The sequence below is a fragment of the Winogradskya consettensis genome (genome assembly GCF_018332715.1).
GTDB lineage: Bacteria > Actinomycetota > Actinomycetes > Mycobacteriales > Micromonosporaceae > Actinoplanes > Actinoplanes consettensis.
The window spans coordinates 42,956-68,046 of the sequence record NZ_BOQP01000067.1 but is presented as its reverse complement, the minus strand read 5'-3'; the positions used below and the strand labels follow the sequence as shown (position 1 = coordinate 68,046).

The 25,091-nt window shown below is 68.0% G+C and carries 25 protein-coding genes; 8 read left to right on the top strand and 17 right to left on the bottom strand.

Going from position 1 to position 25,091, the window contains the following annotated elements; all coding sequences use genetic code 11:
* Nucleotides 1–64: 64 nt before the first annotated feature.
* Entirely contained in the window at nucleotides 65–1,162 is a 1,098-nt protein-coding gene (locus tag Aco04nite_RS45955; RefSeq protein WP_244876789.1) for a tyrosine-type recombinase/integrase, read from the bottom strand.
* 528 nt (nucleotides 1,163–1,690) lie between these two features.
* Nucleotides 1,691–3,127, bottom strand: coding sequence for an MFS transporter (locus Aco04nite_RS45950; RefSeq protein WP_244876788.1), 1,437 nt, complete (start codon nucleotides 3,125–3,127; stop codon nucleotides 1,691–1,693).
* Between the two features lie 224 nt (nucleotides 3,128–3,351).
* On the opposite strand from Aco04nite_RS45950, the gene Aco04nite_RS45945 reads away from it, so the two are divergent.
* Nucleotides 3,352–4,071: a TetR/AcrR family transcriptional regulator gene (locus Aco04nite_RS45945; protein ID WP_213003487.1), complete on the top strand. Its 720-nt coding sequence runs from the start codon at nucleotides 3,352–3,354 to the stop codon at nucleotides 4,069–4,071.
* Nucleotides 4,072–4,525: 454 nt separating this feature from the next.
* On the opposite strand, the gene Aco04nite_RS45940 is transcribed toward Aco04nite_RS45945, so the two are convergent.
* The 3 genes from Aco04nite_RS45940 to Aco04nite_RS45930 form a co-directional block, all read right to left on the bottom strand.
* The gene (locus Aco04nite_RS45940; RefSeq protein ID WP_213003486.1) at nucleotides 4,526–5,770 is read right to left on the bottom strand and encodes a DUF1501 domain-containing protein; all 1,245 of its coding nucleotides are present in this window, start codon (nucleotides 5,768–5,770) and stop codon (nucleotides 4,526–4,528) included.
* A gap of 12 nt (nucleotides 5,771–5,782) precedes the next feature.
* A complete protein-coding gene (locus Aco04nite_RS45935) occupies nucleotides 5,783–7,066 on the bottom strand; it encodes a DUF1800 domain-containing protein (RefSeq protein WP_213003485.1) in 1,284 nt (427 codons plus the stop codon).
* A 212-nt stretch (nucleotides 7,067–7,278) separates the two neighbouring features.
* Nucleotides 7,279–7,542: a winged helix DNA-binding protein gene (locus Aco04nite_RS45930; protein WP_213003484.1), complete on the bottom strand. Its 264-nt coding sequence runs from the start codon at nucleotides 7,540–7,542 to the stop codon at nucleotides 7,279–7,281.
* 13 nt (nucleotides 7,543–7,555) lie between these two features.
* Here Aco04nite_RS45930 and Aco04nite_RS49880 point away from each other — a divergent pair, with 13 nt between their 5' ends.
* On the top strand, nucleotides 7,556–7,684 hold the full coding sequence (locus Aco04nite_RS49880) for a hypothetical protein (protein ID WP_280519498.1): 129 nt from the start codon (nucleotides 7,556–7,558) through the stop codon (nucleotides 7,682–7,684).
* Between the two features lie 4 nt (nucleotides 7,685–7,688).
* Here Aco04nite_RS49880 and Aco04nite_RS50165 read toward each other — a convergent pair whose 3' ends face one another.
* The 3 genes from Aco04nite_RS50165 to Aco04nite_RS45920 form a co-directional block, all read right to left on the bottom strand.
* A complete protein-coding gene (locus tag Aco04nite_RS50165; RefSeq protein WP_369076675.1) occupies nucleotides 7,689–8,117 on the bottom strand; it encodes a hypothetical protein in 429 nt (142 codons plus the stop codon).
* 362 nt (nucleotides 8,118–8,479) lie between these two features.
* Entirely contained in the window at nucleotides 8,480–9,127 is a 648-nt protein-coding gene (locus Aco04nite_RS45925; RefSeq protein WP_280519497.1) for a response regulator, read from the bottom strand.
* A 41-nt stretch (nucleotides 9,128–9,168) separates the two neighbouring features.
* Nucleotides 9,169–10,353, bottom strand: coding sequence for a sensor histidine kinase (locus Aco04nite_RS45920; RefSeq protein ID WP_213003483.1), 1,185 nt, complete (start codon nucleotides 10,351–10,353; stop codon nucleotides 9,169–9,171).
* Between the two features lie 181 nt (nucleotides 10,354–10,534).
* Here Aco04nite_RS45920 and Aco04nite_RS45915 point away from each other — a divergent pair, with 181 nt between their 5' ends.
* Both Aco04nite_RS45915 and Aco04nite_RS45910 read left to right on the top strand, forming a co-directional pair.
* On the top strand, nucleotides 10,535–11,704 hold the full coding sequence (locus tag Aco04nite_RS45915) for a sensor histidine kinase (protein ID WP_213003482.1): 1,170 nt from the start codon (nucleotides 10,535–10,537) through the stop codon (nucleotides 11,702–11,704).
* Nucleotides 11,705–12,273: 569 nt separating this feature from the next.
* Entirely contained in the window at nucleotides 12,274–13,398 is a 1,125-nt protein-coding gene (locus Aco04nite_RS45910) for a DMT family transporter (RefSeq protein ID WP_213003481.1), read from the top strand.
* 378 nt (nucleotides 13,399–13,776) lie between these two features.
* Here Aco04nite_RS45910 and Aco04nite_RS49425 read toward each other — a convergent pair whose 3' ends face one another.
* Nucleotides 13,777–14,094: a hypothetical protein gene (locus Aco04nite_RS49425; protein ID WP_244876787.1), complete on the bottom strand. Its 318-nt coding sequence runs from the start codon at nucleotides 14,092–14,094 to the stop codon at nucleotides 13,777–13,779.
* Nucleotides 14,095–14,268: 174 nt separating this feature from the next.
* A complete protein-coding gene (locus Aco04nite_RS45900) occupies nucleotides 14,269–14,778 on the bottom strand; it encodes an ATP-binding protein (protein ID WP_213003480.1) in 510 nt (169 codons plus the stop codon).
* Between Aco04nite_RS45900 and Aco04nite_RS45895 the strand changes: the two genes are divergently transcribed.
* Nucleotides 14,679–15,803, top strand: a complete 1,125-nt coding sequence (locus tag Aco04nite_RS45895; RefSeq protein WP_308161739.1) for an aspartate aminotransferase family protein — start codon at nucleotides 14,679–14,681, stop codon at nucleotides 15,801–15,803. The genes Aco04nite_RS45900 and Aco04nite_RS45895 overlap by 100 nt on opposite strands.
* Before the next feature lie 113 nt (nucleotides 15,804–15,916).
* Here the strand turns inward: Aco04nite_RS45895 and Aco04nite_RS45890 are convergent, their stop codons facing one another.
* Complete coding sequence (locus tag Aco04nite_RS45890) at nucleotides 15,917–16,657, bottom strand: SDR family oxidoreductase (RefSeq protein WP_213003478.1); 741 nt, start codon at nucleotides 16,655–16,657, stop codon at nucleotides 15,917–15,919.
* 458 nt (nucleotides 16,658–17,115) lie between these two features.
* Here Aco04nite_RS45890 and Aco04nite_RS45885 point away from each other — a divergent pair, with 458 nt between their 5' ends.
* Nucleotides 17,116–17,781, top strand: a complete 666-nt coding sequence (locus tag Aco04nite_RS45885; RefSeq protein WP_213003477.1) for a hypothetical protein — start codon at nucleotides 17,116–17,118, stop codon at nucleotides 17,779–17,781.
* Between the two features lie 388 nt (nucleotides 17,782–18,169).
* Here the strand turns inward: Aco04nite_RS45885 and Aco04nite_RS45880 are convergent, their stop codons facing one another.
* The 5 genes from Aco04nite_RS45880 to Aco04nite_RS45860 form a co-directional block, all read right to left on the bottom strand.
* The gene (locus tag Aco04nite_RS45880; RefSeq protein ID WP_213003476.1) at nucleotides 18,170–18,406 is read right to left on the bottom strand and encodes a hypothetical protein; all 237 of its coding nucleotides are present in this window, start codon (nucleotides 18,404–18,406) and stop codon (nucleotides 18,170–18,172) included.
* A gap of 193 nt (nucleotides 18,407–18,599) precedes the next feature.
* Nucleotides 18,600–19,292, bottom strand: a complete 693-nt coding sequence (locus tag Aco04nite_RS45875; RefSeq protein ID WP_213003475.1) for a DUF998 domain-containing protein — start codon at nucleotides 19,290–19,292, stop codon at nucleotides 18,600–18,602.
* Nucleotides 19,293–19,395: 103 nt separating this feature from the next.
* The gene (locus Aco04nite_RS45870; protein WP_213003474.1) at nucleotides 19,396–20,664 is read right to left on the bottom strand and encodes a low temperature requirement protein A; all 1,269 of its coding nucleotides are present in this window, start codon (nucleotides 20,662–20,664) and stop codon (nucleotides 19,396–19,398) included.
* Nucleotides 20,664–21,263, bottom strand: coding sequence for a TetR/AcrR family transcriptional regulator (locus Aco04nite_RS45865; RefSeq protein WP_244876786.1), 600 nt, complete (start codon nucleotides 21,261–21,263; stop codon nucleotides 20,664–20,666). Before Aco04nite_RS45865 ends, Aco04nite_RS45870 begins: the two co-directional genes overlap by 1 nt.
* Before the next feature lie 16 nt (nucleotides 21,264–21,279).
* Nucleotides 21,280–22,116, bottom strand: coding sequence for an alpha/beta fold hydrolase (locus Aco04nite_RS45860; protein WP_213003472.1), 837 nt, complete (start codon nucleotides 22,114–22,116; stop codon nucleotides 21,280–21,282).
* Nucleotides 22,117–22,400: 284 nt separating this feature from the next.
* On the opposite strand from Aco04nite_RS45860, the gene Aco04nite_RS45855 reads away from it, so the two are divergent.
* Nucleotides 22,401–22,625, top strand: a complete 225-nt coding sequence (locus Aco04nite_RS45855; protein ID WP_213003471.1) for a hypothetical protein — start codon at nucleotides 22,401–22,403, stop codon at nucleotides 22,623–22,625.
* On the top strand, nucleotides 22,574–23,938 hold the full coding sequence (locus tag Aco04nite_RS45850) for a cation-translocating P-type ATPase (protein ID WP_213003470.1): 1,365 nt from the start codon (nucleotides 22,574–22,576) through the stop codon (nucleotides 23,936–23,938). The genes Aco04nite_RS45855 and Aco04nite_RS45850 overlap by 52 nt, the downstream gene beginning before the upstream one ends.
* Nucleotides 23,939–24,391: 453 nt before the next feature.
* Here Aco04nite_RS45850 and Aco04nite_RS45845 read toward each other — a convergent pair whose 3' ends face one another.
* Nucleotides 24,392–25,084: a GAF and ANTAR domain-containing protein gene (locus Aco04nite_RS45845; RefSeq protein WP_213003469.1), complete on the bottom strand. Its 693-nt coding sequence runs from the start codon at nucleotides 25,082–25,084 to the stop codon at nucleotides 24,392–24,394.
* Nucleotides 25,085–25,091 lie beyond the last annotated feature (7 nt).

Sequence of the window (25,091 nt, the reverse complement as noted above, 5' to 3'; positions counted from 1 at the left end):
TGGGCCTTACTTGTATGGATCTGCAGCGCTAGGAGCTGGGACATCGCTCGCGGCGTGATTGCGGTCACCGGCCATGCGTTGGTTCCGCGTCCGTCTCGACCTGCAGCTGAATTCCGCCGGTGAACCACGCCAGAGGCCTGGCGGTAAACATCGCCGCCATGGGATCCGCGGCAGCAAGAGGATGCGGTTCGCCGGTCAGTGACTGAAGTGCGTAGGCAACTTCTTGAAGGGTGGCTTTCAGGTACGTCGCGGTCGTGTCGTCACCGCTGGCGTCGCGATGGCCGGCGTAGGCGTGGGCGACGGCTCCGGAGATGTTGCGATCGACCCAGGTGAGGGTGGTGTGGCGTATCCAGTGGATGGTGATCTGCTGGACCGCGACCCAGGGTAGATATTTGCCGATGCGCTGCCACAGGTAGTCGTAGCGGCGGCGGCCGACGGGGCGGCCGCCACGGTAGCGCAGCAATTGGCCGTCGGGGCTGCCGTCGGAGCGTTCGTCGTTGTGGGCGATGAGCGCCGCAGCCAGCGTCGGGGAGATCGGCTGCCAGCGTTTGGTCTGGCCCTTCTCGTGAAGTAGGACCAGGCAGTGGTCGGGATCGAGGTCTTTGCGGTTGATGGCGAGCGCTGCGCCGCGGCGGCAGGCGGTCTCGATGTGCAGGCGCAGGATCAGCAGGTCGAGCTCCGGGTCGTTGCCGGTTTCGCCGGCAACGGTGACAATCGCGCAGAGGGCGTGTTCGGGCAGCGCATGACGCAGACTTGGTTGACGGTGTGGCTTGTCGACACGGGTCGCGGGGTTGTCGCCCGCGTCGATGAGGCGGTCGCCGACGGCGTATTGGTAGATGCAGCGGAACGCTGCGATGAGGTGCTCAGCGGCGCTGGCTCCGCCGCGGTTGTTGCGGCGGACGACGGCGCCTTCGCGAACCTCTTCGGCGAATTGTTTGATCTCCAACGGTGTGGGTTCGTCGAGGCGACGCTGCCCCCACTTCTGCCGAATCCGCCGCCAGTAGGTGGCGTAGGCGCGGCGTGTTCCTGCGCTGACCGCTGCGGCGACCTGCGGGATGTACTCGTCGAAGACGGGAATGGTTCGGCCGGCGGGCAAGGCTACGGCGGTGCGGGGAAGCTGGTCGACGGCGATGTTGAGCTGCGCCATCAGGGCGGTGATCAAGGCGATGTTGCCGGCGGTCTGGTCGGTTACACCTTCATCTGGGGCTGTTATGGCTGTCGACCCTGGTCGTTGGTGTAGCGGTGCAGCATCATGGCGACGGCCGTGGGCCGGCGTCCAAGCCGGTGTCGTCGAGGTGTTTGCGTAGCCCGGCGACAATGATCTTTCACTTTCCGTAACGGACATTTCTTGAAGGCGCTGAATCAGCCTTGGGGCATGCCGGACTGAGTCGGTCACTGACGGCCTGCACCTGACATCTGATGATTCACCACGCAAGATCCACTGCGACTGCCGCTGGCCTTGGGGCACGTCCTGGGCTTGACTCGCCGGGATCCGCAAAAAGCGCATGTGTCATCCCGCTCGCCGGCTCAGGTCGCCGCACACTTGCCAAATTTGCAGGTGCCAGCCAGTTCCGGCTGGAGCTGGCCACGGTGTCTCTGATCGAAATCAGTTCCAGCAACCTAGCTGTCGACTGTCCTCTGAGTGATCGCGTGGCTGTCTCCGCTGCTTCGGGCACGAGGCGACCGGGTGTCAGTGCGCTGGCGTGGCATCCGCGTTCAGTTCGATAGTGCCGGATCGGAAGGTAGCGGCGGTGATGCCTGCTCCGACGACGAAGATGCCGATCGCAACCCAGAACACGTTGTGGTAGCTCGAGAGTGCGGCGAGCGCCTGCGTCTGCTGGGTGGGCTGGTCGGCGTTGCCGGAGAGGTATCGGTCGGTCGCGGTTGCGCTGACGTAGGTGAACAGCGCCAGGCCGATCGCGCCTCCTACCTGCTGCATCGTGTTGACCAGGGCTGATGCGACACCTGAGTGGGAGGTTGCGACGCCGGAGGTGGCGACGTTCTGAGTGGATCCGAAGATCAGGCCGGTGCCGAACCCAGCGAAGAGGATGGCGGGGAGCACACCGGTCACGTATTCGGTGTCGAGGTCGATGCGGGTGAGCAGCAGCAGGGACGCGGCGCTGGACAGGCAACCCGCGGGGATGATCGGGCGGGGACCGAAGCGGGGCAGCAGCGCTGATCCGGAGATTCCCGCGCCCACGATCAGTGCTGCGGCGAAGGGCAGGAACGCGAAGCCGGCGGCTGTCGCGGAGAAGCCCAGGGTCTGCTGCAGGAAGTACGACAGGTAGAGGAAGATCGCGAACGAGCCGACACCCGAGATCGCGATGCTCAAGTAGGCCGCGCCGCGGTTGCGATCCAGGATCACCGAGAACGGCAGGAGCGGGTGCTCGGTCCGCATCTCGCGGGCCACGAACGCGACAATGAGCAGGACTCCTGCGAGTACCGGCAGCCAGGTGGCCGGTGCCTGCCATCCGTCGACGGCGGAGTTGCCCAGGCCGAAGACGATGCCACCGAGTCCTCCGGCAACGAGCACGGCGCCGGGGAGGTCGATCGACCTGGACGATGCGTCTCGCGACACACCCTCGCGGTCCCGGACGAACATGAACGTGCCCACGATGGCCACGGCCGCGATGGCGACGTTGATGTACAGGCACCAACGCCAGGACAGTTGGTCGGTGAGCACGCCGCCCGCAGTCAGCCCGATCGCTCCGCCCATTCCGGAGACCGCGCCGAAGACCGCGAACGCTTTGCCACGCTCTGCCGGGTTGTCGGCGAAGGTCACCGAGACCAGGGACAACGCTGCTGGCGCCAGCGCTGCTGCGAACAGGCCCTGACTGATCCGGGCGGCCAGGAGCACCTCGAAGGTGGGGGCCGCGCCACCGATGGCGGAGGACACGGCGAAGCCGACAAGACCGATGTAGAGAAGCTTCCGCCGGCCGAAGCGATCGGCCAGGCGGCCACCGAAGAGCAGGAGGCTGCCGTAGGTGAGGGCGTAGCCGGTGACGAGCCACTCGCGGTTGTCGAGGTTGAACCCCAGGTCTGAGCGCTGGGCAGGGCGATGTTGATGATCGTCCCGTCGAGAACGTCCATGAGCTGGACAAGACTCAGCACGAGCAGTGCCACCCACCGGCTCTTGTCTATCGTACGGCTGCCCGAAGGGCTCAGGACCTTGTTGGGCGGGGCTTTGCCACTCATCTCACACACCTCGGGCTCACGTTTGTCGCTGTCAGGCTGGTCGGGCTGTAAATCAAGAACTCGTGGCAACCTTACACTCGGTGTAATAATATTTCTACACTGAATGTAAGATGTAACTGTCCATGCAGATCAGCCGAAGAGGGTGACGACCGAGCGATGACCGGTGACGAGCGGCGCCCTGCTGGGACTCGTGAGCGCAAGCGCCAGGCGCTACGACGCAGGCTGTCCGACACGGCTACGGCGATGTTCCTGGCGGACGGGTTCGATGCGGTTCGGGTGTCGGACATTGCGAAAGCATGTGGAGTGTCGACCAAGACCGTCTGGAACCACTTCCCCACGAAGGAGTCACTCATCCTCGACAGGGGTGAGCGGCTGGCAACTGAACTCGACGGGGCAGCAGAGGGTCAGCAGGACCTGTCCGGAGGGCTTCATGTCCTCGACGTCGTCGTGTCCTGCATTCAGGGCGAACTCTCACTGCTCGATGACGAGCCGGTCGAAGGCAGCCGCGACAGCGAGGTCATCGGGGCGGTTCGTGCGTTTGTGCTACTCGTAGGGGCGAACCCTGGCCTGCGTGCCGCTACCGCCGAGCGCCAGGAGTCCCTCACGAACTCGGCGATGAAAGCGGTCGCGCATCAGGCTCGCCTACCCGTCGACTCGCCCCACGTCCACATTCTCGCCGGGGCGCTGATCAGCCTCTGGCGACTTCACTTGAGCGGACTGCTGCGGCTGGGCGATGGTATCTGGACGACGCACGACATTCGTGAACACGTACTCCGAGACCTCGAAGTCGGCGCGGGCCTCGTTCGCAGCCTCTTCCGTGCGGCTGCGCGCGCTGACGCGACGGTGCTTGACTCGCACCCCTCCGCCGACTCATGACCGATGCGATCGTCCAGCAGGCCTTTGCACGGCAGTGGCGCCTGCAGACCAGACAAGAACACGGACCCGCCGCCGCGGCCCCGGCCAGCGATCGGACCGGACTCAAGTCACGCCCGGCACGGTGAATACCGCAACTCTGGACTACCGACTCTTCACCAGCAGGCGGTGAAGTCAACGGTCTTCGGCGCTTGCTGCCGAGGCGATGGCGAGCCGGACCAGGACGAGGCCGACGGCGAAGATCAGCGGGGTGACGATGCCGTAGGGGAGGGGCAGCGCCTCAGCGGTGTCGACCGATCTGGCTCTGCTGGGCGGATTCGTCGGCCACGTCGAGTTGCTGGCGTAACGCTTGAACCCCGGTCCTGCGCGGCGATGGGGAACGACGTCAGTCGTCGCCGTGAAGGGGCGTGCTCATCACCGGCGGCCGTCGCGAGCGCGTCGAGGTTGGCCCAGGACTCTACTCCCAGACCTCGTCCAGGTGACCTTTCCAGTTGTTGAGCAACCGGTCAGGTTCTGCGCCGAGCACGTTTCGTAGCAGTCCGGCGTAGACGTCCCGGAAGTCGGTGGTGTATTTCAGGTCGCCGTTGTCGAGGTCGGTCAGGCTCGGTGCCTCGCCGTAGAGGCCGCCTTTGATGTTGTTGCCGAGCAGGAAGACCGACGATGCTGTGCCGTGGTCGGTGCCGTCGGAGGCGTTCGCCGTCACCCGGCGCCCGAACTCGGAGTAGACCGCCACCACGACGTCCTTGCCTTGTTCCGACTTGCTCATGCGGTCCATGAAGGCGGCGAGTGGCTTGTCCAGGCGTTCCAGCTGGCCTTTCTGGGCATTCTTCTCGTCGGCGTGCAGGTCGAAACCGCCGAGCGACACCGAGTAGACCCGGGTCACCGCGCCCGCTTCAACGCACCGGGCGACCAGCTCGAGCTGCTGCTGCAGGGGCCCGGCAGCCGCGCCTGTGGCTGTGGCGCCGCCGTCCTCGGTGCTGTCGTCGGACATCTCGTCCGGCGCCGCCTCGGCCACCTCCGCCATCAGGTTCTGCACGCGGCTCAGGTCGCGGAAGCAGCCCGCGGCCCGGGCCAGCGCCGGGGTGTCGCCGGTCGCGGCGGCGCCGAGGCCCTTTACCAGCTCCGGCGTAACAGACTTTGGCAGCTTCACCGTGCCGCCGGGCACGGTCGCGCCGGCGCTGGTGGCTCCGGCCAGCAGCGGCGGTAGGACCGGTTCGAACGAGACGGCCAGCCGTGGATCGCCGCCGGCCGTGTCCAGCCAGCGTCCGATCCAGCCGGTGGTCTGGGGCCGGACCGGGTCGGCGCTCTGCCAGATGTCCATCGACCGGAAGTGGCTGTGGTCGGGCTTGGGGTAGCCGACCCCGCGGACCACCGCCATCTTCTTGGCGCCGTACAGCTTGTGCAGACCGGCCAGACCGGGGTTCAGGCCGAACTCGTCGTCCAGCTTCAGGACCTGGTCGGCCGGGTAAGCCAGGGTCGGGCGGGCCTTGGCGTACGCCTCGTCGGCGTACGGGATGACGGTGTTCAGGCCGTCGTTGCCGCCGTAGAGGGTCACCAGGACCAATGTCCGGGACCCATGCGGTCGGTCGTCGCCGGAGGCTAGAAGGTCGTGCAGACCGTACGCGGTGCCGCCGGCGACCAGGGCTGCGGCGCCGGTCACGCCACTGGCGAGCAGGAATTTGCGGCGGGTGAGCAGATCCATGATGGTTGCCTTTCAGTGCACGGCGTATTCGGGGGTGGCCAGACCGAGCGCGAGCAGCCTCTTCGGGTCCTTCGCCGCGGGGGTGAGGACCGCGGCGGTACGGTCGGACCACTGGTCGATCACCAGCAGCCGGGCCAGGGCGTCGAGCCGGTCCGTCCGGGCGGCCTGCTCCAGCGAGGCGACGGCCGCCGGGGCCAGCGTGACCAGGTTCGGTGCGCTGCGGAGGCGAACCTGCGCCGATGAGGTGGTCAGCCACGCCGTTCCCGCGGGCCAGCCCCCGACCGACGGCGGCCGCAGCGGCACCTGACCGAGTGCTCGCATCGTGGTCGACATCTGCTTGAGCTGTTTCTCGTCGAGGTCACCGACATCGATACCGAGCTGGCGGATCGCGCCGATCACCCATTCGACGGGTTGCTTGACGAGCTGGTTGCCGGTGCCCGCGAACTCCGGGTCCAGGGCCAAGGCCTGCAGCATCGCGGTCACGCTGCGGCCGGGCCCGAACGCCGCGACCAGCCGCCCGGTCACCGCCGCCGAGGGTGCAGCGCCCGAGCCGTACCGGACCCACAGCCGGGAGGCGAGGAACGGTGCGTGGGCCTCGTGCCGGACCAGCAGGTCGGCGTACGCGTCGGTGTCGTTCACCCCGGTCCGGCCGAGCAGGGTCACCGGTGTCTTGTCGTGCCGTTTCGGCATCAGCTTTGCCGTGCCGGTGCTGCGGTCGATCGTCCAGCCGGTCAGGACCCGGGCGCCGGCTTTGACGTCGTCCTCGGTGTAGTTGCCGACGCCGAGGGTGAACAGTTCCATCAGCTCGCGGGCCAGGTTCTCGTTCGGTGCCTTCGCGGTGTTCTTCTGACCGTCGAGCCAGAGGATCAGTGCCGGGTCGCGCAGCATCGCCCGCACGAACGCTCCGGTGTCACCGGTGCCGTACCGCCGGAAGGTCTGCTGCTGCTGGAACATCATGGCCGCCGATTTGACCTTTTGGATGCTGGTGGCCCAGTGCCCGTGCCAGAAGAAGGTCAGCTTCTCCGCGGCGCTGCTGTCCGCCGCCATCTGCCGCAGCCACCAGCGGCTCAGTTCGGCATTCTGCTCAGCGCGCGCCTTGCGCCGGGCGTCCCGGTCCGTGTCCTGAGGCGGCTCCGACGGCGGGTCGATGTCCGGCTCGGGCGGCGCGGCCCGGCGCGTGAGCGCAGTCGAGACCGTGGTGGTCAGGCCGGCTTTCTCAGCGGCGTCCACTTCGGATGTGGTCGGCCCGAAGGTGAGGCGGCGCAGCACGTGGGAGACACGTTGACGGTCGGTCATGCCCCAAAACGTACGAGGTCAATGTAAGCGGACTGTACGGGCGATGTCAGTCCTCGGCCAGGGCTTCGCTGTAATGTCCGTCAACTGTCGCACTCGCATCCGCTGCTCGAACCGGCTGACGGCGAGCTACCAGGAACACGACGTGTCCCACCGTAGCGGGGCCACTGCTGCGACGGACCAAGTCACCCGGTGATGCTTCGCCCCGGCGTCCGTCAGCAGTCCGTCTCGTCCGGAGCGAGCGATTCGCGTTGCGCGGTCTGCGCCACGCGCGAGAGCAGGGTGCGTAACTTTCCCGCGTCCTGGTCGTCGAGGTCGTCGAGCAGGCGCGCCTCGGCGATGGCGAGACTCTGACGCACTTGCTGGAGTCGGTTGCGGCCGATGTCGGTGATGAGGACCAGGCGTGCGCGCCGGTCCCGGGGGTCAGGGCTGCGGGTCACTAGTGCGTGCGCTTCGAGGTCGTCGAGCAGGTACGTCATCACCGTGCGGTCCGTGCTGCAGGCGCCTCACGCCGACCCGGATCCCGAGGACGCCGGCACCGTTTGGCTGCTCGTCGACGTCGAAGCGGTCGGGCTGGGCGAGCTCGTCCAGGCCCAGCCCCCCGGACACGTAAACCCCTAAAACTCTAGGGGTATTTTGTTCTTCGAATGATGCGGCGTTTCCTCACGCTCGGGGGCGCCGCTTTTCTGTGTCTTATCGGGGAAGTCCGAAGCCGGTTGATCACGTCTGTGAGCTGCTCAACCTTGGCGGCTTCGATGACTGCTGGCGGTAGTGTCCCGTCGATGACAACGGTGCTGCTGGTGCAGCGCACGGTCAGACCGTAGGTCCGCAGATAGGCGGCGATATCCGCTGCGGACCACAATGTTTGGCCTTGGCCGGTGTTGAGGTCGAGCTGTACGGCGATTGCCGATACCAGTCGGTCCTCACGGGCGTGGAAAGGGCCATCACTGTCGAGACTGCGGGCTCCGCGGCGGCCGTGCCGGCACCGGTACGCCGGGCGGTTGTAAGCCCACTGGGATTCCGCGCGGCGCCCGCACCCGTCACAGATCACCAACCCGGTCAGCAGATAGTCGCGAAGTGCGCCGTTCTGCGGGTGTGTCAAACCCCGGGTTTGATGGAGAGTTGGTTAACTGGTTTCCAGAGGTGCGGTAACCGTGCGGGTCATCGCGTGTAGCGCTTCGTGTTCGGCGGGCGGGAAGTGCTGGGCCGCGATCAACCAGATGCTACGACGCGTCGCCCGCGGCAAGCCCGCCGCACGACAGCAACGCCACACCCTGCAACAAGCCCGAGCTACAACCCTCTAAAACACTCACTTAAGCAGCAGCCCGTCCACGAGGCCTCGCAGCTGTGCGCTTTTCCCTGCCACCTGGCCTGAGGACCAGCATCGGCTAAGCCGAGGACCGCCGCCTAGAGCTGTCAGTGGTCGGCGAGGCCGGCTCGCCAGGCCCACGAGGCGACCTCGACCCGGTTGCGTACGCCGATCTTCGCCTGCGCCGCCCCGAGGTGTGTCTTGACCGTGGACACCGCGACGTACAGGTCGGCGGCGATCTCCTGGTTGGTCCAGCCGGCCGCCACGCCCCGGACCACGTCGGCCTCACGTTCGGTCAGCGCGACCGCCGGGGCGGCCGGCCGGCCCGGCGCGCTGGTCCGGAAATGGCGCAGCAGTCGTACGGTGACCTGCGGCGCCACCAGGGAGTCACCGCGGGCGGCGGCTCGGACCGCCTCGACCAGCAATGCCGGGCCGCAGTCCTTGAGCAGGAAACCGCTCGCGCCGTGCTGCAGCGCCGTGTGCACGTATTCGTCGAGGTCGAACATGGTGATCACGACGACCGGGATCGGGTCGCTCACACCGGGACCGGCCAGCCGGCGGGTGGCCTCCAGCCCGTCCAGGCCGGGCATGCGGATGTCGAACAGGCACACGTCGGGCCGCAGCCGCTGGGCGGCCTCGACCGCCTGGGTCCCGTCGGCGACGTCGGCCACCACGGTGATGTCCGGCTGGGCCTCGAGGATCATCTTGAACCCGGCGCGGATCAGTTCCTGATCGTCGGCGATGACTACGCGCACGGTTCTGGAGCTCCTCGAGTCGGGCGTGGCGGCGCGGTGTCTCAACCGTGCAGCGGGATCTCAGCCGTCACCTGCCAGCCGCCGACATCAGCGTCGTGACCTGCTGAGAAGCTGCCGCCGAGCAACTCTACCCGTTCCCGTACGCCGACTAGACCGTAGCCCTCGTCGATCGGTCTCGGCCGCCTGCCGGTCCCGTCGTCGGCGACGTGTACGCGCAGGACGCCGTCGCCGGCCCGGACCGACACCTCGATCCCGTGGGGCTCGGCGGCGTGTCGCCGAGCGTTGGCCGTAGCCTCCCGGACCACGCGGAGCACCGACCCGGCGATCTCGGCCGGTACCGGTTCGGCGAGGTCGGTGGTCAGCCGCACCGGCGGGCCGTCATCGGGTGGGGCCGCCACGGCCGCCCGCAGGTCGGCCAGCAGGTCGGCGGTTTGCGTCGGCGGGCCGCTATGGCCGGTGCCGGACGCCTCGACATCACGCATCGTGGTGACCAGTCGGCGCATCGCGTCCAGAGCTTCCCGGCCGGCGGTCTCGATGGTGGGCAGTGCCCGGCGGCCGGCCCCGGGATCGTCCGCGAGCACCGCCTGGGCCGCCTGGGCCTGAACCACCATCGCGCCGACCTGGTGCGCCACCACGTCGTGCAGTTCCCGGGCCAGGACCAGCCGTTCCCGCTGTCGGGCCGCCAGGTCGGCCTGTTGGGCCGCGCGTACCTGCGCCTGGTCGCGGTGCCGCAAGTAGACACCGACGAGCACGCTCACCACCACGAACACCACGATCTGGGCCAGGCTGTACCACCACACCACGGGGAAAGTGAGCGCGTACGGCAACCGCAGCGACTGTGCCACCGCGACACCGAACAGCAGCGCTCCGATCGGGGCGGCGGCGGACCGCGGGCTCCGCCGGCGAAGGACGGCGACGATCAGGACCGCCGTGGCGCCGCACTCGGCGGCGGTCAGCGTTCCCACCGCGGCCGTGGCCAGGTAGCCGGTCAGCCACAACCCGACCGACCCGGCGGTCAGGACGCCGGCGGCGGCGAGCGCAGCCCGCACCGGCCGGTCATCGGCCAGCACGGCGAGCCCGCCGACCAGCAGTGCGCTGACCAGCACCCATCGACCATGGACCTGGTCCCAGGCTTCGATGGACAGCAGGTCCGTGGCCAACAGGACGGCCAGCATCACAACGCGCGGCCATCGCCGGTCGATCCAGTCCCGCCTCGGCTCGGTCACCGGGTCAGTGTCGGCGACGGGCCCCGCGCTGTCCTCCCCCGAAGGGAGGAAATCATCCGCCGCCGGGGAAATGCGCGGAGACCGTTCAATGCCGCGACAACCACGCGAGGTTGCGCACATGCGCTGGCCTTACCTCGGGGTCTTGTGTCTACTATCACCGGTCAGCCGGTGAGGAGACCCCTTGGAACGCGGACGGGTGTGGCGGTTGCACCGGAGCTGGCTGATCGCGCTGTTGCTGTGCGGGCTGCTGCTGTTCGACCTGCCTCTGGGCTGGGACAGCGCGTACGACGACGAGTGGTGGGTGCTGCCGTGCGCCGCACCGCTGATCGTCACAGCGGTACTGGCACCACGGTCGCCGGTCCGGGCGGGCCTGGCCACGGCTGGTCTGCTGATCGTCTCCTCGGTGGTCGTGCACCTGGCCGGAGCACACATGCCCGGCCCGATTGCGGTGACCGAGGTCGTCGCGGTGGCGGCGATCGTCGTCGAGGTGGTGCGGGCGATCCCGGCCCTCACCGCGGCCGCTCTGGTAAGCCTGCTGACCGTCGCGGAGGGCGCCGCGGAGCTGATCCGGGGTGGATGGCCGAGGCGGGTCCCCTCGCTCCTGGAGACGGCCGTCACCCTCGCCGTCCTCGTCGTCGTCGTGCTCACGCCGGTGGCCGTCGGGCGGTATCTGCGTGGCCGCGACAGCGCGGCGGCCCGCGCCACTCGAAACGCGGTCGCGGCGGCGCGGTACCGGGAACGCGTCGGGCTGGCGCGGGAGTTGCACGACGTGGTCGCCCACCACATCGGCGGGGTAGTCGTGCAGGCGCAGGCCGCCCAGGTGATGCCCGGCCCCGAGGCAGGGGCCCGGCTGCTGGCCCTGGCCGAGGAGGCCGGGACCGACGCGCTGGCCGCGCTGCGCCGGATGGTCTCGGTGCTGCGCGAGGGCGAACCGGACGGCGGCGCACCGGCTCGGCCCATGGACCTCGACGCCGACCTGCGCGCTGCCACGGCGACCCCGCCGGGTGGCACGCCGGTTCGCCTGTCGATCGCCGCGGCCGATTCGATCCCGGCCGTGATCGCGACGTCGGTGCTGAGGCTGGTGCAGGAGTCGGTGACCAACGCCCGCCGGCACGCCGCCGGGGCCCGGGAGATCGCCGTGACGGTGTCGGCGGGAGAGGGGATCGTACGGGTCACCATCCGCAATGACGGCCGGCCCGGCGCGCAACCCCAGCGCTACGGCGGCGGCTTCGGGTTGGTCGGCATGGGTGAGCGGGTGCAGTTGCTGGGCGGGCGGTTCGCCGCCGGACCCGAGCCCGACGGGGGCTGGCAGGTGGTCGCCGACCTGCCCCTGGCGGAGCCGGCCCGGTAGCGGCTCCACCGATCGTTGGAGGACGGCGCCGGTGATCTCCGTCCAGCACCGATCGGTGCCCTTTTCATCCTGCGTAGCCGGGCTCTCGCCGTGGGCGCGCCACAGTTTGGTAGAAATTGTCAAGTTCGAGGGTGGCGTTGGCGCGTTCGACCATGGAGCGGCTGACCTTCTTCTGCCATCGTGTCTGCTTCGGCTGGTAGCGGTGGCATTTGAAGCGGCAGTCAGGACAACATGGCGAGACGCGGGTCGAGCATTTGATCGTGGAATGCCGTCTTACCCGGCGCCTCGCCCCGCGTCCACATCGGATCTCATAGCGCCGTAACCGGCACCGCCACCATGAAGGCAACGGTAACCGCGGGCAGACAGGCATCACCGACGACGCTGGTGAAATCAATGTCGACGTTCCGAGGGATCAGAAGTCTCCCTGCCCGCCACCGAGAGCAGTACGGGGCGGGTGATGATCTCCGCCATTCGGAGGAGACCGCGGCCGAGGATCTCCTCCTGCCGCCGACCCGGCCCGGGCCTGCGGACCGAAGCCACACGGGTCCGCCATCACCATGATCTGAACCATGACATCGACACCCGCCCCCGCGGGCCGCCCCGTACGCCGGCCGTCCCCGCCGGCGGCCCGGCCACCGGTCGGTCTCCGGAGCTCCGGGCGGGGTTCCGCGTTCGTGCTGGCGGCGATGGTTCTGGGCGGAACGATCGGCCCCGCCCAGGTGCTCATCGGCGACACGATCGGGCCCGCGGCGCTGGCCGGTTGGCGCCACCTGATCGGCGGGCTGGCCCTCACCGCGATGGCTCTGCGCGACCTTGAGGCATTCCAATCGCTGCGGGGTCGCCGGGTGTGGACGAACGTGGTCGCGACCGGGGTGCTGAGCGCCGGCTACCAGTTCAGTTTCCTGATGGCGGTATCGCTGACCGGTGGCGCGATGGGCACCGTCGTGGCGGTGGCGACGGTGCCGCTGTTCTCCGGGATCGCGGCGCGACGTGTCGACGGTGAGCCGCTCACCCGCAACTGGATGCTGGGTTCCGGTGTCGCCGTGGCCGGGTCCGTCCTGCTGTTACTGCCCGGCGCCGGCGCCCGGGTCAATCCGGTCGGCCTCCTCTGGGGGGTTCTGGCCGGTGCCATCTTCGCCGGTTACACCGTCCTGTCGAAGCGGTTGTCGACCGACGTCCCGGACGTGCACGTCTCCACCGGTCTGACGATGCTGATCGGGGCGGTCGTGCTCGCGCCCGCCATGCTCACCGATGCCGGGGAGGTCGGTCAGCCGCGTACCGTGCTGCTCATAGCCTGGCTCGGCCTGATCACCACGGGTGCGGTCTACGCCCTGTACACCAAGGGCCTGCAAAGTGTCAGTGCGAACCTTGCCGGCACTCTGAGCCTGGGGGAGCCGCTGGCCGCGACCCTGCTGAGCACCCTCATCCTCGGCGAACGGCTGACCACGACCGCATGGGCGGCCTGCGCCACCATTCTGGGCGGGCTGCTCATCGCCGCCGTAACCGGTCCGGCGCCGGTCGCCGACCTGACCGGGGACGCGCCGCTGTACATCTGGCCGAAGGCGATCGGGATGGTGGCGATGCCGGTCGGCATTCCGGTGCAGACGAGGCAGGTGGGTGTCCGGCCGCCGGCCGTCGGACGAGCCGTGCCGGTCGCTCGGGGCCAGGCCCGAATACCGCATCGGGTCGGCTGATCACCGGAATTGCGGTGAGTCGGCCTGCAGACCGGAGCGGAAGCCCAGGACGCGATCTCGACCCGTTTCCGTACCCCGACCTCGCCATACGCGGCGGGGAGGCTTATTCACTGTGGACACTCTGATTAACAGTTTGTCAGTTGTTAGCCGTCATCGCTGAACACGGCCCGCCGCTGGTCGCCGATTCCGGAAAGGCCCGGGTTGTTGTTGGGCAGCACCCAATAGATGATCTTAAACCGGGCTGATCTCGGGTGAGCGCCGGGAGGCCTGTCGTTGGACGCTGCTGATCATCTCGGTGGTAACACACGCCACCGGGGATCACCGGTCTGACCGGCGGAGGGGTCCGGTGACCCCGAGCCCGGACCTCTTCGTCCCGGGTCACCGCCGCGTAGTGGCCCTAGACGACACCCCGTCAGGAGGCGGCTTCGGTGCCGCCGGGCACGAGGGCGAGGTGCCGTTCTCGCGGTCGACGGTGAACATGATGCCGGGCGGGAAGTTGCCGAGCACCTCGGGCGGCAGCTGGACGGTGCCGTCGCTGGCGACCACGGCGAAGTCCTGACCATCGCGGCCCTCGGCATCGACCCGGCAGACCCGGATGGTCACCGCATAGTCGAGGTGCGCGCCGACCTCGTTGTCGAAGGTGAAGACGATGGTGGTGTGCCGTTCCTGGTCGACGGTTTCGAGGGCGGCCGGCACCTCGTTGCTGCCGACGTGTCGAGGCGGCCCGTGGGCTCGTCGACCGGCAGTACCCCGGGCCGGCGGCGATGCCCCCGGCGAGGGCGGCGTGCTGCCGGCCGCCCGGCGTGAGCTCGTCGAGGCGGGCGCGGCCCCGGCCGGGGAGACCCCACGAGGTCGAGGATGCGGTCCGGGTCATCCAGTTCCACCCCACGTGTACGGACGCTTCGCCGCCACGCGTGAACTCTGAAATAGGCTTCGTCTGGGCAGGGTCACGCCTGCAATGGGGAACGACGCCCAGACGTGCTTGGTGGAGTCGGTGGCATACCAGCCGACGTCCAGCGACAACGACAGCGCCAGCTTCAGGCCGCGCCCGCCAGCATCGACAGGCCGGGTGTCCGCCAGTTCGGGCACGCTGCTCAGATCGTGGTCGGCGACATCGAGGATGAACTGCTCGTCCGTGCAGGACAATCGCACCTCGGTCGGTGGCAGCCCGTGCTTGATCGCATTCGACGCCAACTCGGTCACCACCAGGAGCATCTGTTCGAGCACGTGATCTGTGCACTGGTCAGCTACCGAGGGATGCTTGTGCACCGTCTGATGCAATGCTGCCCGCAGTGCCTTCAGCTCAGTACTCGATTGCAGCACCCAGGCGTGCAGTTCCCGGCCCTGAAGCGGTGGCGGTGACGTACGCAGTTGACCCACGCCACCGGTATGCCCGCTGGACAGCACCTCGACGCATGATCGTCAACCCGAGATCCATACCCAGCCATACGCGCTGTCGGCGTGAGCTGGCCGAGCGCATCACCGCGACCGCCGACCACCTGGACCAGCTGCGATTCGTGTGTAGCGGCACCGAGGCGGTCATGTCCACCATGCGGCTGGCCCGCGCGTACACCGGCCGCACCCGCATCATGCGGTTCAATGGCGGCTACCACGGACACTTCGACCTGGTACAGAACAAGGACGAGGCCCGGATGCTCGGCGCCGGCCTCGACCCGGCCGCCATGCGCTCCACCCTGTTCGCCGACCACAACGACGTCGCCAGCGCCGAGCGGCTGTTCGCCGCCCACCCCGGCGAGATTGCCGCCGTGGTCGTCGAGCCGATCGCCGCCAACATGTCGTTGGTGCTGCCCGAGGACGGTTTCCTGCCCTGGCTGCGCGAGATCTGCGACCGCGTGGGCGCCTTGCTGATCTTCGACGAGGTGATCACCGGCTTCCGGCTCACCTTCGGCCCGAGCAGCAACCTGCTCGGCGTCGCCCCCGACCTCACCGCCTTCGGCAAGATCATCGGCGGGTGCACGCCGGTCGGCGCGTTCGGTGACCGCCGCGACGTGATGCGCCTGCTGGAGGAGCAGAAGGTCCTGCAGGGCGGCACCCTGGCCGGCAACCCGCTGACCATGGCGGCCGGGCTGGCCATCCTCGACGAGCTGGGCACCCCCGGCTTCTACGAGGAACTCGAGCGTAAGGGCGCGTTGCTGGAAGCGGCGGTCGAGAAGCACCGCGCCGCGCACTGGTTGGCCTTAACGTTCGTCTGCACCGGGAGTATTTTCGCGTTCATCTTCCTGCCGCCCGGCACGCCCATCCGCCGGCAGGAGGACGTGGAACGCCAGCCCCGCCAGCCCTACACCGACCTCTACCAGGGCATGCGCGAGGCCGGGTATCACCTGGCTCCCGACATCGAGGACCCGATGTACCTCTCGGCGGCCACCACCGACAAGGCGATCTAGGACTTCGCCAAGCGGGTGTCCGAGATCCTCGCCCGCTCTGCGTAACCGATGACCGACCTCGACGCCCTGCTGCCGCTGCGCGCCCACGGGCCACCGGCGATCAGGCGCCGCCCTCAGCTCTGCTGCTCAGTGCTCCAAAGCTGCCATACCGTCGTACGGACCGAACGCGGCTGCTCGAGCACTACGCGGATCGCGTGTGCGACGTCCTCGGGACGCAGGTAGGCATCCAGGTCCGGGGAGCCTTCGGTGCGGCCCGCGCCGATGGCGAACTCGGTTGCCGTTCCGGCCGGGCAGATCAGGGTGACGCGGGTGCCTTCGGCTCGCAACTCGCGGTCGAGGGAGCCGGCCAGCCCCACCTGGGCGTGCTTGGTGCCGGCGTAGACGGCCTCGTCGGCGCCGCCGCGGAATCCCGCCACCGAGGAGAGGATGATGATGTCACCGCCGCCGTCCTGCGATCGGAACTGTTTGACCGCTGACCGAGCGCTCCAGACCGTGCCCAGGTAGTTGGTCTGCACCATTTCGCTCAGGGTGTCGTTATCAAGGTCAAGGATGCCGCCGTACGCGCCGATGCCCGCGTTGGCGACCATCGTGTCGAGCCGGCCCCACTTGTCGACGGCCGCCTTGACCAGGGCGTCGCTCAGCGCGGGGTCACGGACGTCGCCGACGACGGGTACGACCTTGTCCTCACCGAGGTCACTGACAATCTTGGCGAGACGGTCCTCGCGGCGAGCCGACACGGCGACCCGTGCCCCCGCGTCGACCAGTGAGTAGGCCGAGGCCGCACCGATGCCGGCGCTGGCGCCGGTGATCGCGACGACGGTGCCGTCCAGTGAGCGGGTGGTGGCGTAAGGCATGAGGGCTCTCCCGGTTTGATGTAATGATCTTGTCAAGCCGTGTATACCCACCCTGGGCCAAAGTACGACTGAAGTGCCTCAGCAGAACCAGCTCAGGGCTCTGCCGTTGCCGTTGCCGCTGTCGGCATGCGGAGGCGATTCGACTGAGGAGGGTGTCCAAGCCGACGCAAAACACGTCGTGAAGCCTTCGGAATCAGGAGTCGTTGACAATTAGCCGAACATTTCTTTGCTGCCTCGCTACTCGCTGGCAGCTCTCCTTGCAATTTTGGGGAATCATGCATTGTCCTGGTACGTGTCACCCCAGGTCAGTGACGTTGTAGTCAACAATCCACGACACCCCTTCTTGAACATGGCACACCCCCTGGCATTGCCACGGCTACCGCAACGTCAGTGACGTTCATACCGTCATCTCCGGTGGTGCGGTCGCCCGTTTGATGAGACGCCTCTACCGTTGTTCGATGGGTACCGTTGACCGGCCATTGCAGACTCCGTGCCAATGGTGCGGCAACACGGTCCGGCAGCGGCCGACAGGGCGGCTGGTGCGCTACTGCGATCGATCGTGCCGCCAACGTGCCTATGAAGTACGTGCCGCCAGCCGACGACTGAAGGCAGACGTAGCGGCCGGCGTCGTGCGCACGGAGCCCGCCGAACGGATTGTCGAACGCGTCGTACGAAGGCGGTACCCGCGTACCGCCAGTGGCTGGGAACAAGCGTTGCTTGAGTTGTCGGAGCAGTTGGGCGATGGACGGTTGGCATCGTGGCATGCCGGCCGTATCGAGAAAGCTCTTGCTGTTGTCCAAGGTAAAGCGCGCGACGCGCGAGCCGGCTTGGGTGTCCGGAGCCCGAGTCTGGCGGAGAGTCGTGAGGTGCGCCCGTCGCGGCAGTTCTCTGCCATGACGTTGGCTATCTGGGAGGCAATCGTGCGGCGAGCCAGGGTGGCGGGTGGCACGTTATCGGTGACGTTGGAGGGATTGGCGGACGGAGTCGGCGCGCCCGTCGAGGACGTGCGCGGGGTACTGGTGGAGGCGGAAATGCTGGGTTTCGCCATCGTGCGGCGCCATCAGCTGATTGTTCCCGTCGACGAACTGGCGATACATGCTCGCTGTGACCTGGTGATTGAGTAGGAGGATCATCGGCTCAGCCAGCACTTACAGTAAGTACTGGATCCGCGATGTTCCGGGAAGCGATGGCCCGTTGGCGGCCAGCGAGTCCGAAGACCTGCCTGCGTTGCTTGCACGACCGTGCGCGCCTGCCGTCGGCCTCGCGAGAGCGCCGGCCCGCCATGCGCGGATGCTGGTCGCTTTCCTGGTCCGTTGTCGTGGTGCCGCTGTCCGGCGAACGGATGACGATGTCCGCTGAACTGCCCGGCCGGGCGCCGTGGGCGCCGCTTCGATGACGGACTGGCCGGACTGGCCGGCAGGGCTGGTTGTCTCGACGCAGATGAGAGCGGCTCCCCGTGTCGTCGGCATGGAGCATGGAGATGCGGGCGAGGCCCGCGGATCGGGCAGGTCGTCAGGCGGCCACCTGCGGGACGTTGACAGTGGGCCGGCTGTCGAGCCCGACCGACTTGCCGCCTTCGATGCGCCACCCGAACTTGGTCGCGATCACGACCTGGTCGCGTAGGGGAGCGAGGGCCTCGTGAGCCTGCGCGGCGTTGGCCGGGACCACGAGATCGCCGTCCTGCGCGGGGCGGTCGACCAGGGCATCACTCCTGCTGTCCGCCGATGCGGGAACCCCACGCGACTTCATGGCCCCGAACACGTACGACGAACTGTTTCTCGCCTGTGCCGAAACCCTGAGTCCGGACATCAGCCCCGCCGCCTCACAAGCCCGGGAGCATGCACGAGGAATCCCGGAACCCTCCTGAACCTCGGGGTCACTTTCCGTTGCCGGGCACGCTGAATTGACGCGTTGTTGATCGGGGTTGTGGAGATGGCGGGAGTCAGTCGCTTGCGGATGCACCAGCCGCGGCGACGCGGGGTGCGCCAAAGGCGGCCCGGTTGCGGAGGAGTGCGACGGCGACGGCGAATTGCCAGATGACGATGGTGTAGACGGAGCAGCGTTCAATCGCGCCTGACGGCAGGCCGGCATTGAAGGTGAGGAAGAGAGCGGTTACGGAGGCCAGGCCGAAGGCTCCCAGGACGATGCTGATGAGGCCGATCAGCCGCGTCTGGGGAGTCTTTCGCCAGCGGATGCCCAGGACGAGCGCGAGCACGTTCCCACCGAGGATCGCCAGCGTTGCTCCGGTGAAGTGCAGGGGGAGCGTGCCGTTCTGCTGTGCCTGCAGGGAACCGTGGAAGGTTCCGACCAGGATGTAACCGATCATGGTCACGATCCCCGTCACGGCGGTGAAGGTACGGGGCCGCCCGCTGGTCGTCCGTGAGAGCAACAGTGTGGCGATCCCGAAGAGGACGCCCTGAACGATGAAGCCGGCGTTCATGATGACGTGCAGCGGTGAGTCGAGTTCGCGGCCTTGGAACACGCCGGCTTTTGCGGATCCGAGGTCGCTGATCCAGTTGTCGGCGTAGCTGTAGCGGGGTGTTTTCCAAGCCGCAGCGGTGATCGCTTCGGCGGCGAGGTAAATCACCGGGCCGAGCAGGAAGGTGGCGGCGGTGAAGGGGCGGAGCTTGTTCATGGTGTGGTCCATTTCCGTCGGGGCTATCGATTGGCCAGTCATTGGGGGGACGGTGTGTCTGGAGGACGAGCCACGGCGCGACGGCTGCTTCACGGGAAGAGGTTCATGAGCCGCCCGCTGGGTCGGGCGATGAGTCGGTGGGAGCGGCCTCGATCGGCGTCAGTCGTCGTTCGAACCAGAGGTGGGCCAGGACTATCAGGGTCAGGTAGACCACGAGCATCCGGCCACTGACGGCGGTGGCGAGCAGGCCGAGCAGCAGTGGAGCCGCGATGCCCGTGATGATTCGTGAGATCGTCCTCTGCAGGTCGGAACTGTGGCTGGCGACGCCGGTGACCACGCCGAGGGTGAAGTAGGCCGCAACCGCGCCGCACAGCAGCCAGCGAACATGGTCGGGCAGTGGGTCGGAGCCGTGACTGACCACCAGCGAGAGCGGCACGGCGATGGTGGCGACGACGCCGGTGACCAGGCAGTGCAGGCCGAGGGCGGCGCGGGTGGGGATCCGGCCGGCGCGCAGGTGCGGCAGACCGGCGTATCCGAAGACGACAGACAAGCCGAACAGCCCGGCCAGCAGAATGAAGGACGCGATTGCGGTGGCCAGCAGACCGAGATCGTAGGTCGCCTCGCTGGCGGCGGCGGCGACCTGCACCACCGATTCACCCAGCACGATGATGACGAAGAGTCCCAACCGTTCGGAGAGGTGGGCCGGATCGACCGATACCCCATGGATCGCCGGTCCCGCGCCGTCGGAGCGACCCCATGATCGACGCCGGCGCCGGCTGCGTTCCGGTGAGCTGAGGTACGACTGGACGCGCTGGAGGATCCGGCTGCCGGACAGGACCAGGATCAGCAGCAGGTCGAGGCAGACTCCGGCGGCCCAGAGCGCGAGCTTCCAGTGCTCGTCGGCCCAGAGGGATGCGAACCAGGGCAGCAGTCCGGCCGAGTACTGCACCACGGGGAAGTCCAGCAATACCGCGCCGCGTTGCCACGACTTGGACCCGTAGACGCGCGTCGCGATGTAGGCGATCGCGAAGACGTTGAGCGGCAGGAGGTCACCGCCGTGCTCGAGCACGGTGTGCGCCACGCCTGGCACGGACGCGGCCATGACCCCGAGGCCGAACATGCCGACCATCATTCGCAGCACGCGGGTCTGGCCGGCGGCGACATTGCCGTACAGCATGAACGTGGTCCAGGACAGCCACAGCGCCAGGAACAGCAGCGCGTAGAGACCGAGCGCCGCGGCGTCCAGCTCGGGCCCGAGCACGTGGGCCAGGGCGGCCACACCGGCCACCGCCACGAGGTCGAAGAACAGCTCGGCCCAGCTCGCGTGCCGCTCGATCCTGATGTTTCTGGGCTCTTCGTCGATGTTCACCATCAGTGGCCGCCGGGTGGTGGTGTCCGGGTGGTCGTGGCTGCGGTGGCGGTGGCGGTGATGTCGTGCAGGCCGCGGTCGAGAAAATTGATCATCCAGGTGAAGCTGTTGTCGACGGATGCGTCGATTTGGAACCCGCCTGCCGCTTCCTGGGTCGAGAACCCGTGCAGGGCGCTGCGGAGCATCCGCAGGGCGTGAATCTCCTGACTGGAGTCCAGGTGGTAGCCGCGCAGCATGGCTGCCCAGGAGGCGACGACCCGCTTGACGGCGGGGATGATCGGGTCATCGGGTCCGGTCGCGCGGGCAGCAGCAGCATCGCCGACCGCGTACTGGCCGGGGTGTTCCAGCACATAGGTCCGCATCGCCTGTGCGCCGGTGGCTAAAGCGTCACTGCCGGCCCGGCCCTGGATGGCATCGCGAATGGCGTCAGCAAACTCGGCCATGGCTCGGACAGCGATGCGGTGGACCAGATCGGCCTGGCTGGTGACGTGTTTGTAGAGCGCGGGGGTCTTGACTTCGAGCCGTTCGGCGAGCAGTCCCATGCTGAATTTCTCGAGACCGATCTCGTCGATCAGGGCGGCGCCGGCCTCGGTGACCGACACTGGGGTGAGCCGGGCCCTAGGCACTGGTCAGCGTCCTGTCGAGGAAAGGCCGGGCCAGCGCGAGGACCTGATCCGGTGTCTGGGCGTGCGCGTAGTGACCGGCACTCTCGATGACGGCAAGCTCACCGAGGCCACTGGGCAGGTCGGCGATGATCTTCTCGCCCTCGGCGCGGGGGTCGGCCCAGTCGGGGTCGAGGCTGCCCTCGATGATCAGGACCGGGCAGGTGACGTTGGCCAGCTGCGCGCCGGCGTCGGTCGGGCTGGTCTTGCACATGGCCTGCAGGACCTTCATCCGGCCGGGCTCGCTCAGCTTCGCGTCGATCCGCGTCAGTTCGGCGCCCCAGTCTGCGGGCTTGACCGGATACGCCGCGTCGAGGTACTTCTTCCAGCTCGCCAGACTTCCACGGACCATGACCAGCCCCATCTGGGTGTAACCGCTCCGGAAACGCTTCACCCGCATCAGCCCGCCAAGGTCGAACGGTTGGACGCGGGTGAACGGCGCCAGCTCGATGACCCCGTTGATCAGGCCCGGCGCGGTAGCTGCCGCGATGGTCGCCGCGCCGCCGCTGATCGACTGGCCGATAATCACGGCGGGGCCGCCCAGGTGACGCACGACGGCGACGAGGTCGCCCGCGATGTCGGTGCGGCTGTAGCCGTTCCAGCCGAGGCTGGAGTCGCCGCAGCCGCGGATGTCGACGTTGGCGACCCGGTACCCGGCGTCGGCCAGGGCCGGAGCGAGGAAACGATAGGAGTGCCGGCTGTCGCCGATACCGTGCGCCAGGACGACCAGAGGGCCCTGCCCGGACACCTCATAGGCGAGGGTGTTATCGGCGATGCTCAAGTACTCGGTCATCACGACCTCCACAGGGCTGGTTAACGGCATTAACTGGAGGCTAATGACGTTAACTATGCGCGTCAAGCGATATTTCTCGATGGTTTCTCCCCGCAGCTCGGCGCTCGACCCGTCATCGCCCAGGCCGGTATGTAGACATTCGCGTGAGCGCGACAGGGTGTCGTGGCCGGCAGCCATCAAGGACCGCAACCCACGTCCCGGCAGCGGCGACCGGATCCTGAGACTCCGGGCGCCCGACTCCGACGGGGGCTGGCGGGTCCTGGGGGGACACGACCGAGGGTGCGATGCTGGTCGTGGCGGCCAAGGCCGGCGTGGACGTCAGCGCTGAGCAGGTCGCGGCGCCCCGCATCGAGGAGTTCCCGTTCGATGCCGATCGCAAGATGATGACCACGGTGCACCGCATCGGCGACACGGTCGTCGCGTACGTCAAAGGGTCACCGCAGGAACTGCTCGCCCGGTGCACCACATCGAGCAGGGCGCCGAGGGCGTCGTCGCGATCAGCGACGTGATGCGCGCCCGGGTCACGGCCGTCAACGACGACATGTCCCGCGACGCGCTGCGCGTGCTGGGCGTCGCCTACCGGCCGGTCGCGGCGGACACCGGGCAAACTGAGGCCGAGCAGGGTTTGATCCTGCTCGGCCTGATCGGCATGCTCGACCCACCCCGCCCCGAGGTGTCCGCGGCGATCGCAACCTGTGCCCGCGCCGGGATCAGGATCGTCATGGTCACCGGAGATTCCGCGTTGACCGCGGAAGCCATCGCCCGCAAGGTCGGACTCGTCAGCGGGCCGTCCCCGCGCGCGCTGACCGGCGCCGACCTCGACCACCTCGACGACCAACAGCTACGTGCCCTGCTGGCGGATCCGTCGCCGATTCTGTTCGCCCGGGTCAAACCCGAGCACAAGATGCGCGTCGTATCCGCGTTCAAGGATCTGGGGGAGATCGTCGCCGTCACCGGCGACGGCGCCAACGACGCACCCGCCCTGCGCCGGGCCGACATCGGCGTGGCGATGGGAGCCTCCGGTACGGACGTGGCCCGCGAAGCCGCCGTCATGGTGCTGCTCGACGACTCCTTCGCCTCCATCGCCGCGGCAGTCGAACGCGGACGGTCGGTCTACCAGAACATCCGGACGTTCCTCATCTACGTCTTCACGTCCAACGTCGGCGAGCTCGTCCCCATCTTGGTGGCCACCTTCGCAGGGTTCCCCCTCGTGCCGCTGTCCGCCGTGCAGGTCCTCGCGATCGACCTCGGCTCGGACGTGCTGCCCGCCCTCGCGCTGGGCACGCTGCAGCCCGAGCCCGGCACGATGGACAAGCCGCCACGCAGTCCACGCGAGTCGTTGTTCTCCGGTGCGGTCGTGCGCAGAATCCTGTTCCTGGGCGGCATTCAGGCGGCTGGGGTCACGGCGGTGTTCTTCTGGCACATCCACAGCGCCGGGTTGGCCTTCAGCGCTTTCACCGCGGACAACCCGGTCTATCGGGAGGCGCTGACCATGGCTCAGGCCGGCATCGTGATCAGCCAGGTCTTCGTCGGGCTGACCGTACGCAGCGACCGGGCCAGCATCGTCACCCTGGGCCTGCGCTCCAGCGGCCGGATGCTCGCCGCCCAGAGCCTCAGCCTCGTGGCGATCCTCGCGATCACCTATCTGCCGCTGCTGCACCGCCTGTTCCACACCGCGCCGCTGAATGCGGCCGACTGGGCGATCCTGGTGGCCTACGGTGTCCTGCTGCTGGCTGCGGACGAGTTCCGCAAACTATTGCTGCGTTCCAGAAGACCGGGCGGTTCGATTTCAGCAGCCATGGATGTTGCACCAGCTAGTTGACCGGCCGCTCTCCTGCAACAGGCTCAGGCACGTTCAACTGTCTCGTATCGCCTACCTGCAGTCCTCATCGATACCCGCCTGCAGGGCCTCGCCAGAGGCCGCCGTCGCCGGACTCCAGCACGCGGTGGTGGGGCCGGTCCGGTGCGACGACGTCGAGGGTCCAGCCGTCGATGCTGCATGATCAGGGATCGTCGGCCGGAACAGTGCTGGGCAATGTGTGTCGCGGCATGTGTCCAGCGATGGCGCCGACGGCTGGTGGGTGCGGGGAGGCGGTACGTACGTCACCCGATGGCGTAGCCAGGATCCCGAGTCCCGGCGCCCATTGGACGAAGTGAAGTCGGTTGTCCGCCTTGGTTGATGGCGTTGGTGGGGGCCGCTGCCTTCTTGTGTCGGGCCCAGTGCTCCGGTAATCCTGGCCGGGCTGGGAACCCGGCGCTCGTTGCGTATCAGATGTCAGTCGGGCAGGGTCACGGTGCCGGTGATGATGTCGGCCGCGAGGATTGAGAGTTTGCGGTTGGTGCGGCGGGCGTGGGCGCGCATGCGCTGGAATGCCTCGTGGGAATCGATGCCGTGTCGTTCGGCGAGCAGGCCTTTGGCCTGTTCGATGTCGAGGCGGGTGGTGAAGGCGGTCTGGAGTTGTTCGGCCAGGGTGCGGTGGATGTCGATGGTGCGGTGTTGCAGCAGGGCGATGGTGGCGACGTCGGCGAGGGCCCGGCCGAGTTTCTGTTTCGGCTCGCTGAGCGGATCCGGGTTGCGGCTGAACAGGTCGACTACGCCGATGACTTGTCCACGTAGTCGCATGGGGATGGCGTGGGCGGAGCGGTAGCCGTCGTGATGGGCGCGTTCGGCGAACAGTCGCCACCGGGGGTCGGGGGCGGAGAGCAGGCTGTGCTCGACGGCCTCGCCGGTGCGGTAGGCGGTGAGGCAGGGCCCTTGGTTGCCGTCGATCTCGAACAACTCGAGCAGGCGGGCGGTCTCGTCGGAGGAGGCGAGCAGTCGCATCCGTCCGTCGTCGTCGGCGAGCATCACGCCGGCGCCGTCGGCGTCGAGCAGGTCGGCGCAGTGGTTGGTCAGTTCGTAGAGGAAGTCGGGCAGGTCGAAATCGTCCACCAGGGTGTCGGCAAGGTAGACGAACGCTTCAGCCACTCGCTGC

What these genes read in the sequence shown, in the direction of transcription:
- Aco04nite_RS45945 (WP_213003487.1), top strand. Translation starts at nt 3,352, where the DNA reads ATGACCGGTGACGAGCGGCGCCCTGCTGGGACTCGTGAGCGCAAGCGC.
- Aco04nite_RS45940 (WP_213003486.1), bottom strand. Translation starts at nt 5,770, where the DNA reads ATGGATCTGCTCACCCGCCGCAAATTCCTGCTCGCCAGTGGCGTGACC.
- Aco04nite_RS45935 (WP_213003485.1), bottom strand. Translation starts at nt 7,066, where the DNA reads ATGACCGACCGTCAACGTGTCTCCCACGTGCTGCGCCGCCTCACCTTC.
- Aco04nite_RS45930 (WP_213003484.1), bottom strand. Translation starts at nt 7,542, where the DNA reads ATGACGTACCTGCTCGACGACCTCGAAGCGCACGCACTAGTGACCCGC.
- Aco04nite_RS45910 (WP_213003481.1), top strand. Translation starts at nt 12,274, where the DNA reads ATGACATCGACACCCGCCCCCGCGGGCCGCCCCGTACGCCGGCCGTCC.
- Aco04nite_RS45895 (WP_308161739.1), top strand. Translation starts at nt 14,679, where the DNA reads ATGCTGCCCGCAGTGCCTTCAGCTCAGTACTCGATTGCAGCACCCAGG.
- Aco04nite_RS45890 (WP_213003478.1), bottom strand. Translation starts at nt 16,657, where the DNA reads ATGCCTTACGCCACCACCCGCTCACTGGACGGCACCGTCGTCGCGATC.
- Aco04nite_RS45885 (WP_213003477.1), top strand. Translation starts at nt 17,116, where the DNA reads ATGGGTACCGTTGACCGGCCATTGCAGACTCCGTGCCAATGGTGCGGC.
- Aco04nite_RS45880 (WP_213003476.1), bottom strand. Translation starts at nt 18,406, where the DNA reads ATGAAGTCGCGTGGGGTTCCCGCATCGGCGGACAGCAGGAGTGATGCC.
- Aco04nite_RS45875 (WP_213003475.1), bottom strand. Translation starts at nt 19,292, where the DNA reads ATGAACAAGCTCCGCCCCTTCACCGCCGCCACCTTCCTGCTCGGCCCG.
- Aco04nite_RS45870 (WP_213003474.1), bottom strand. Translation starts at nt 20,664, where the DNA reads ATGGTGAACATCGACGAAGAGCCCAGAAACATCAGGATCGAGCGGCAC.
- Aco04nite_RS45860 (WP_213003472.1), bottom strand. Translation starts at nt 22,116, where the DNA reads ATGACCGAGTACTTGAGCATCGCCGATAACACCCTCGCCTATGAGGTG.
- Aco04nite_RS45855 (WP_213003471.1), top strand. Translation starts at nt 22,401, where the DNA reads ATGCTGGTCGTGGCGGCCAAGGCCGGCGTGGACGTCAGCGCTGAGCAG.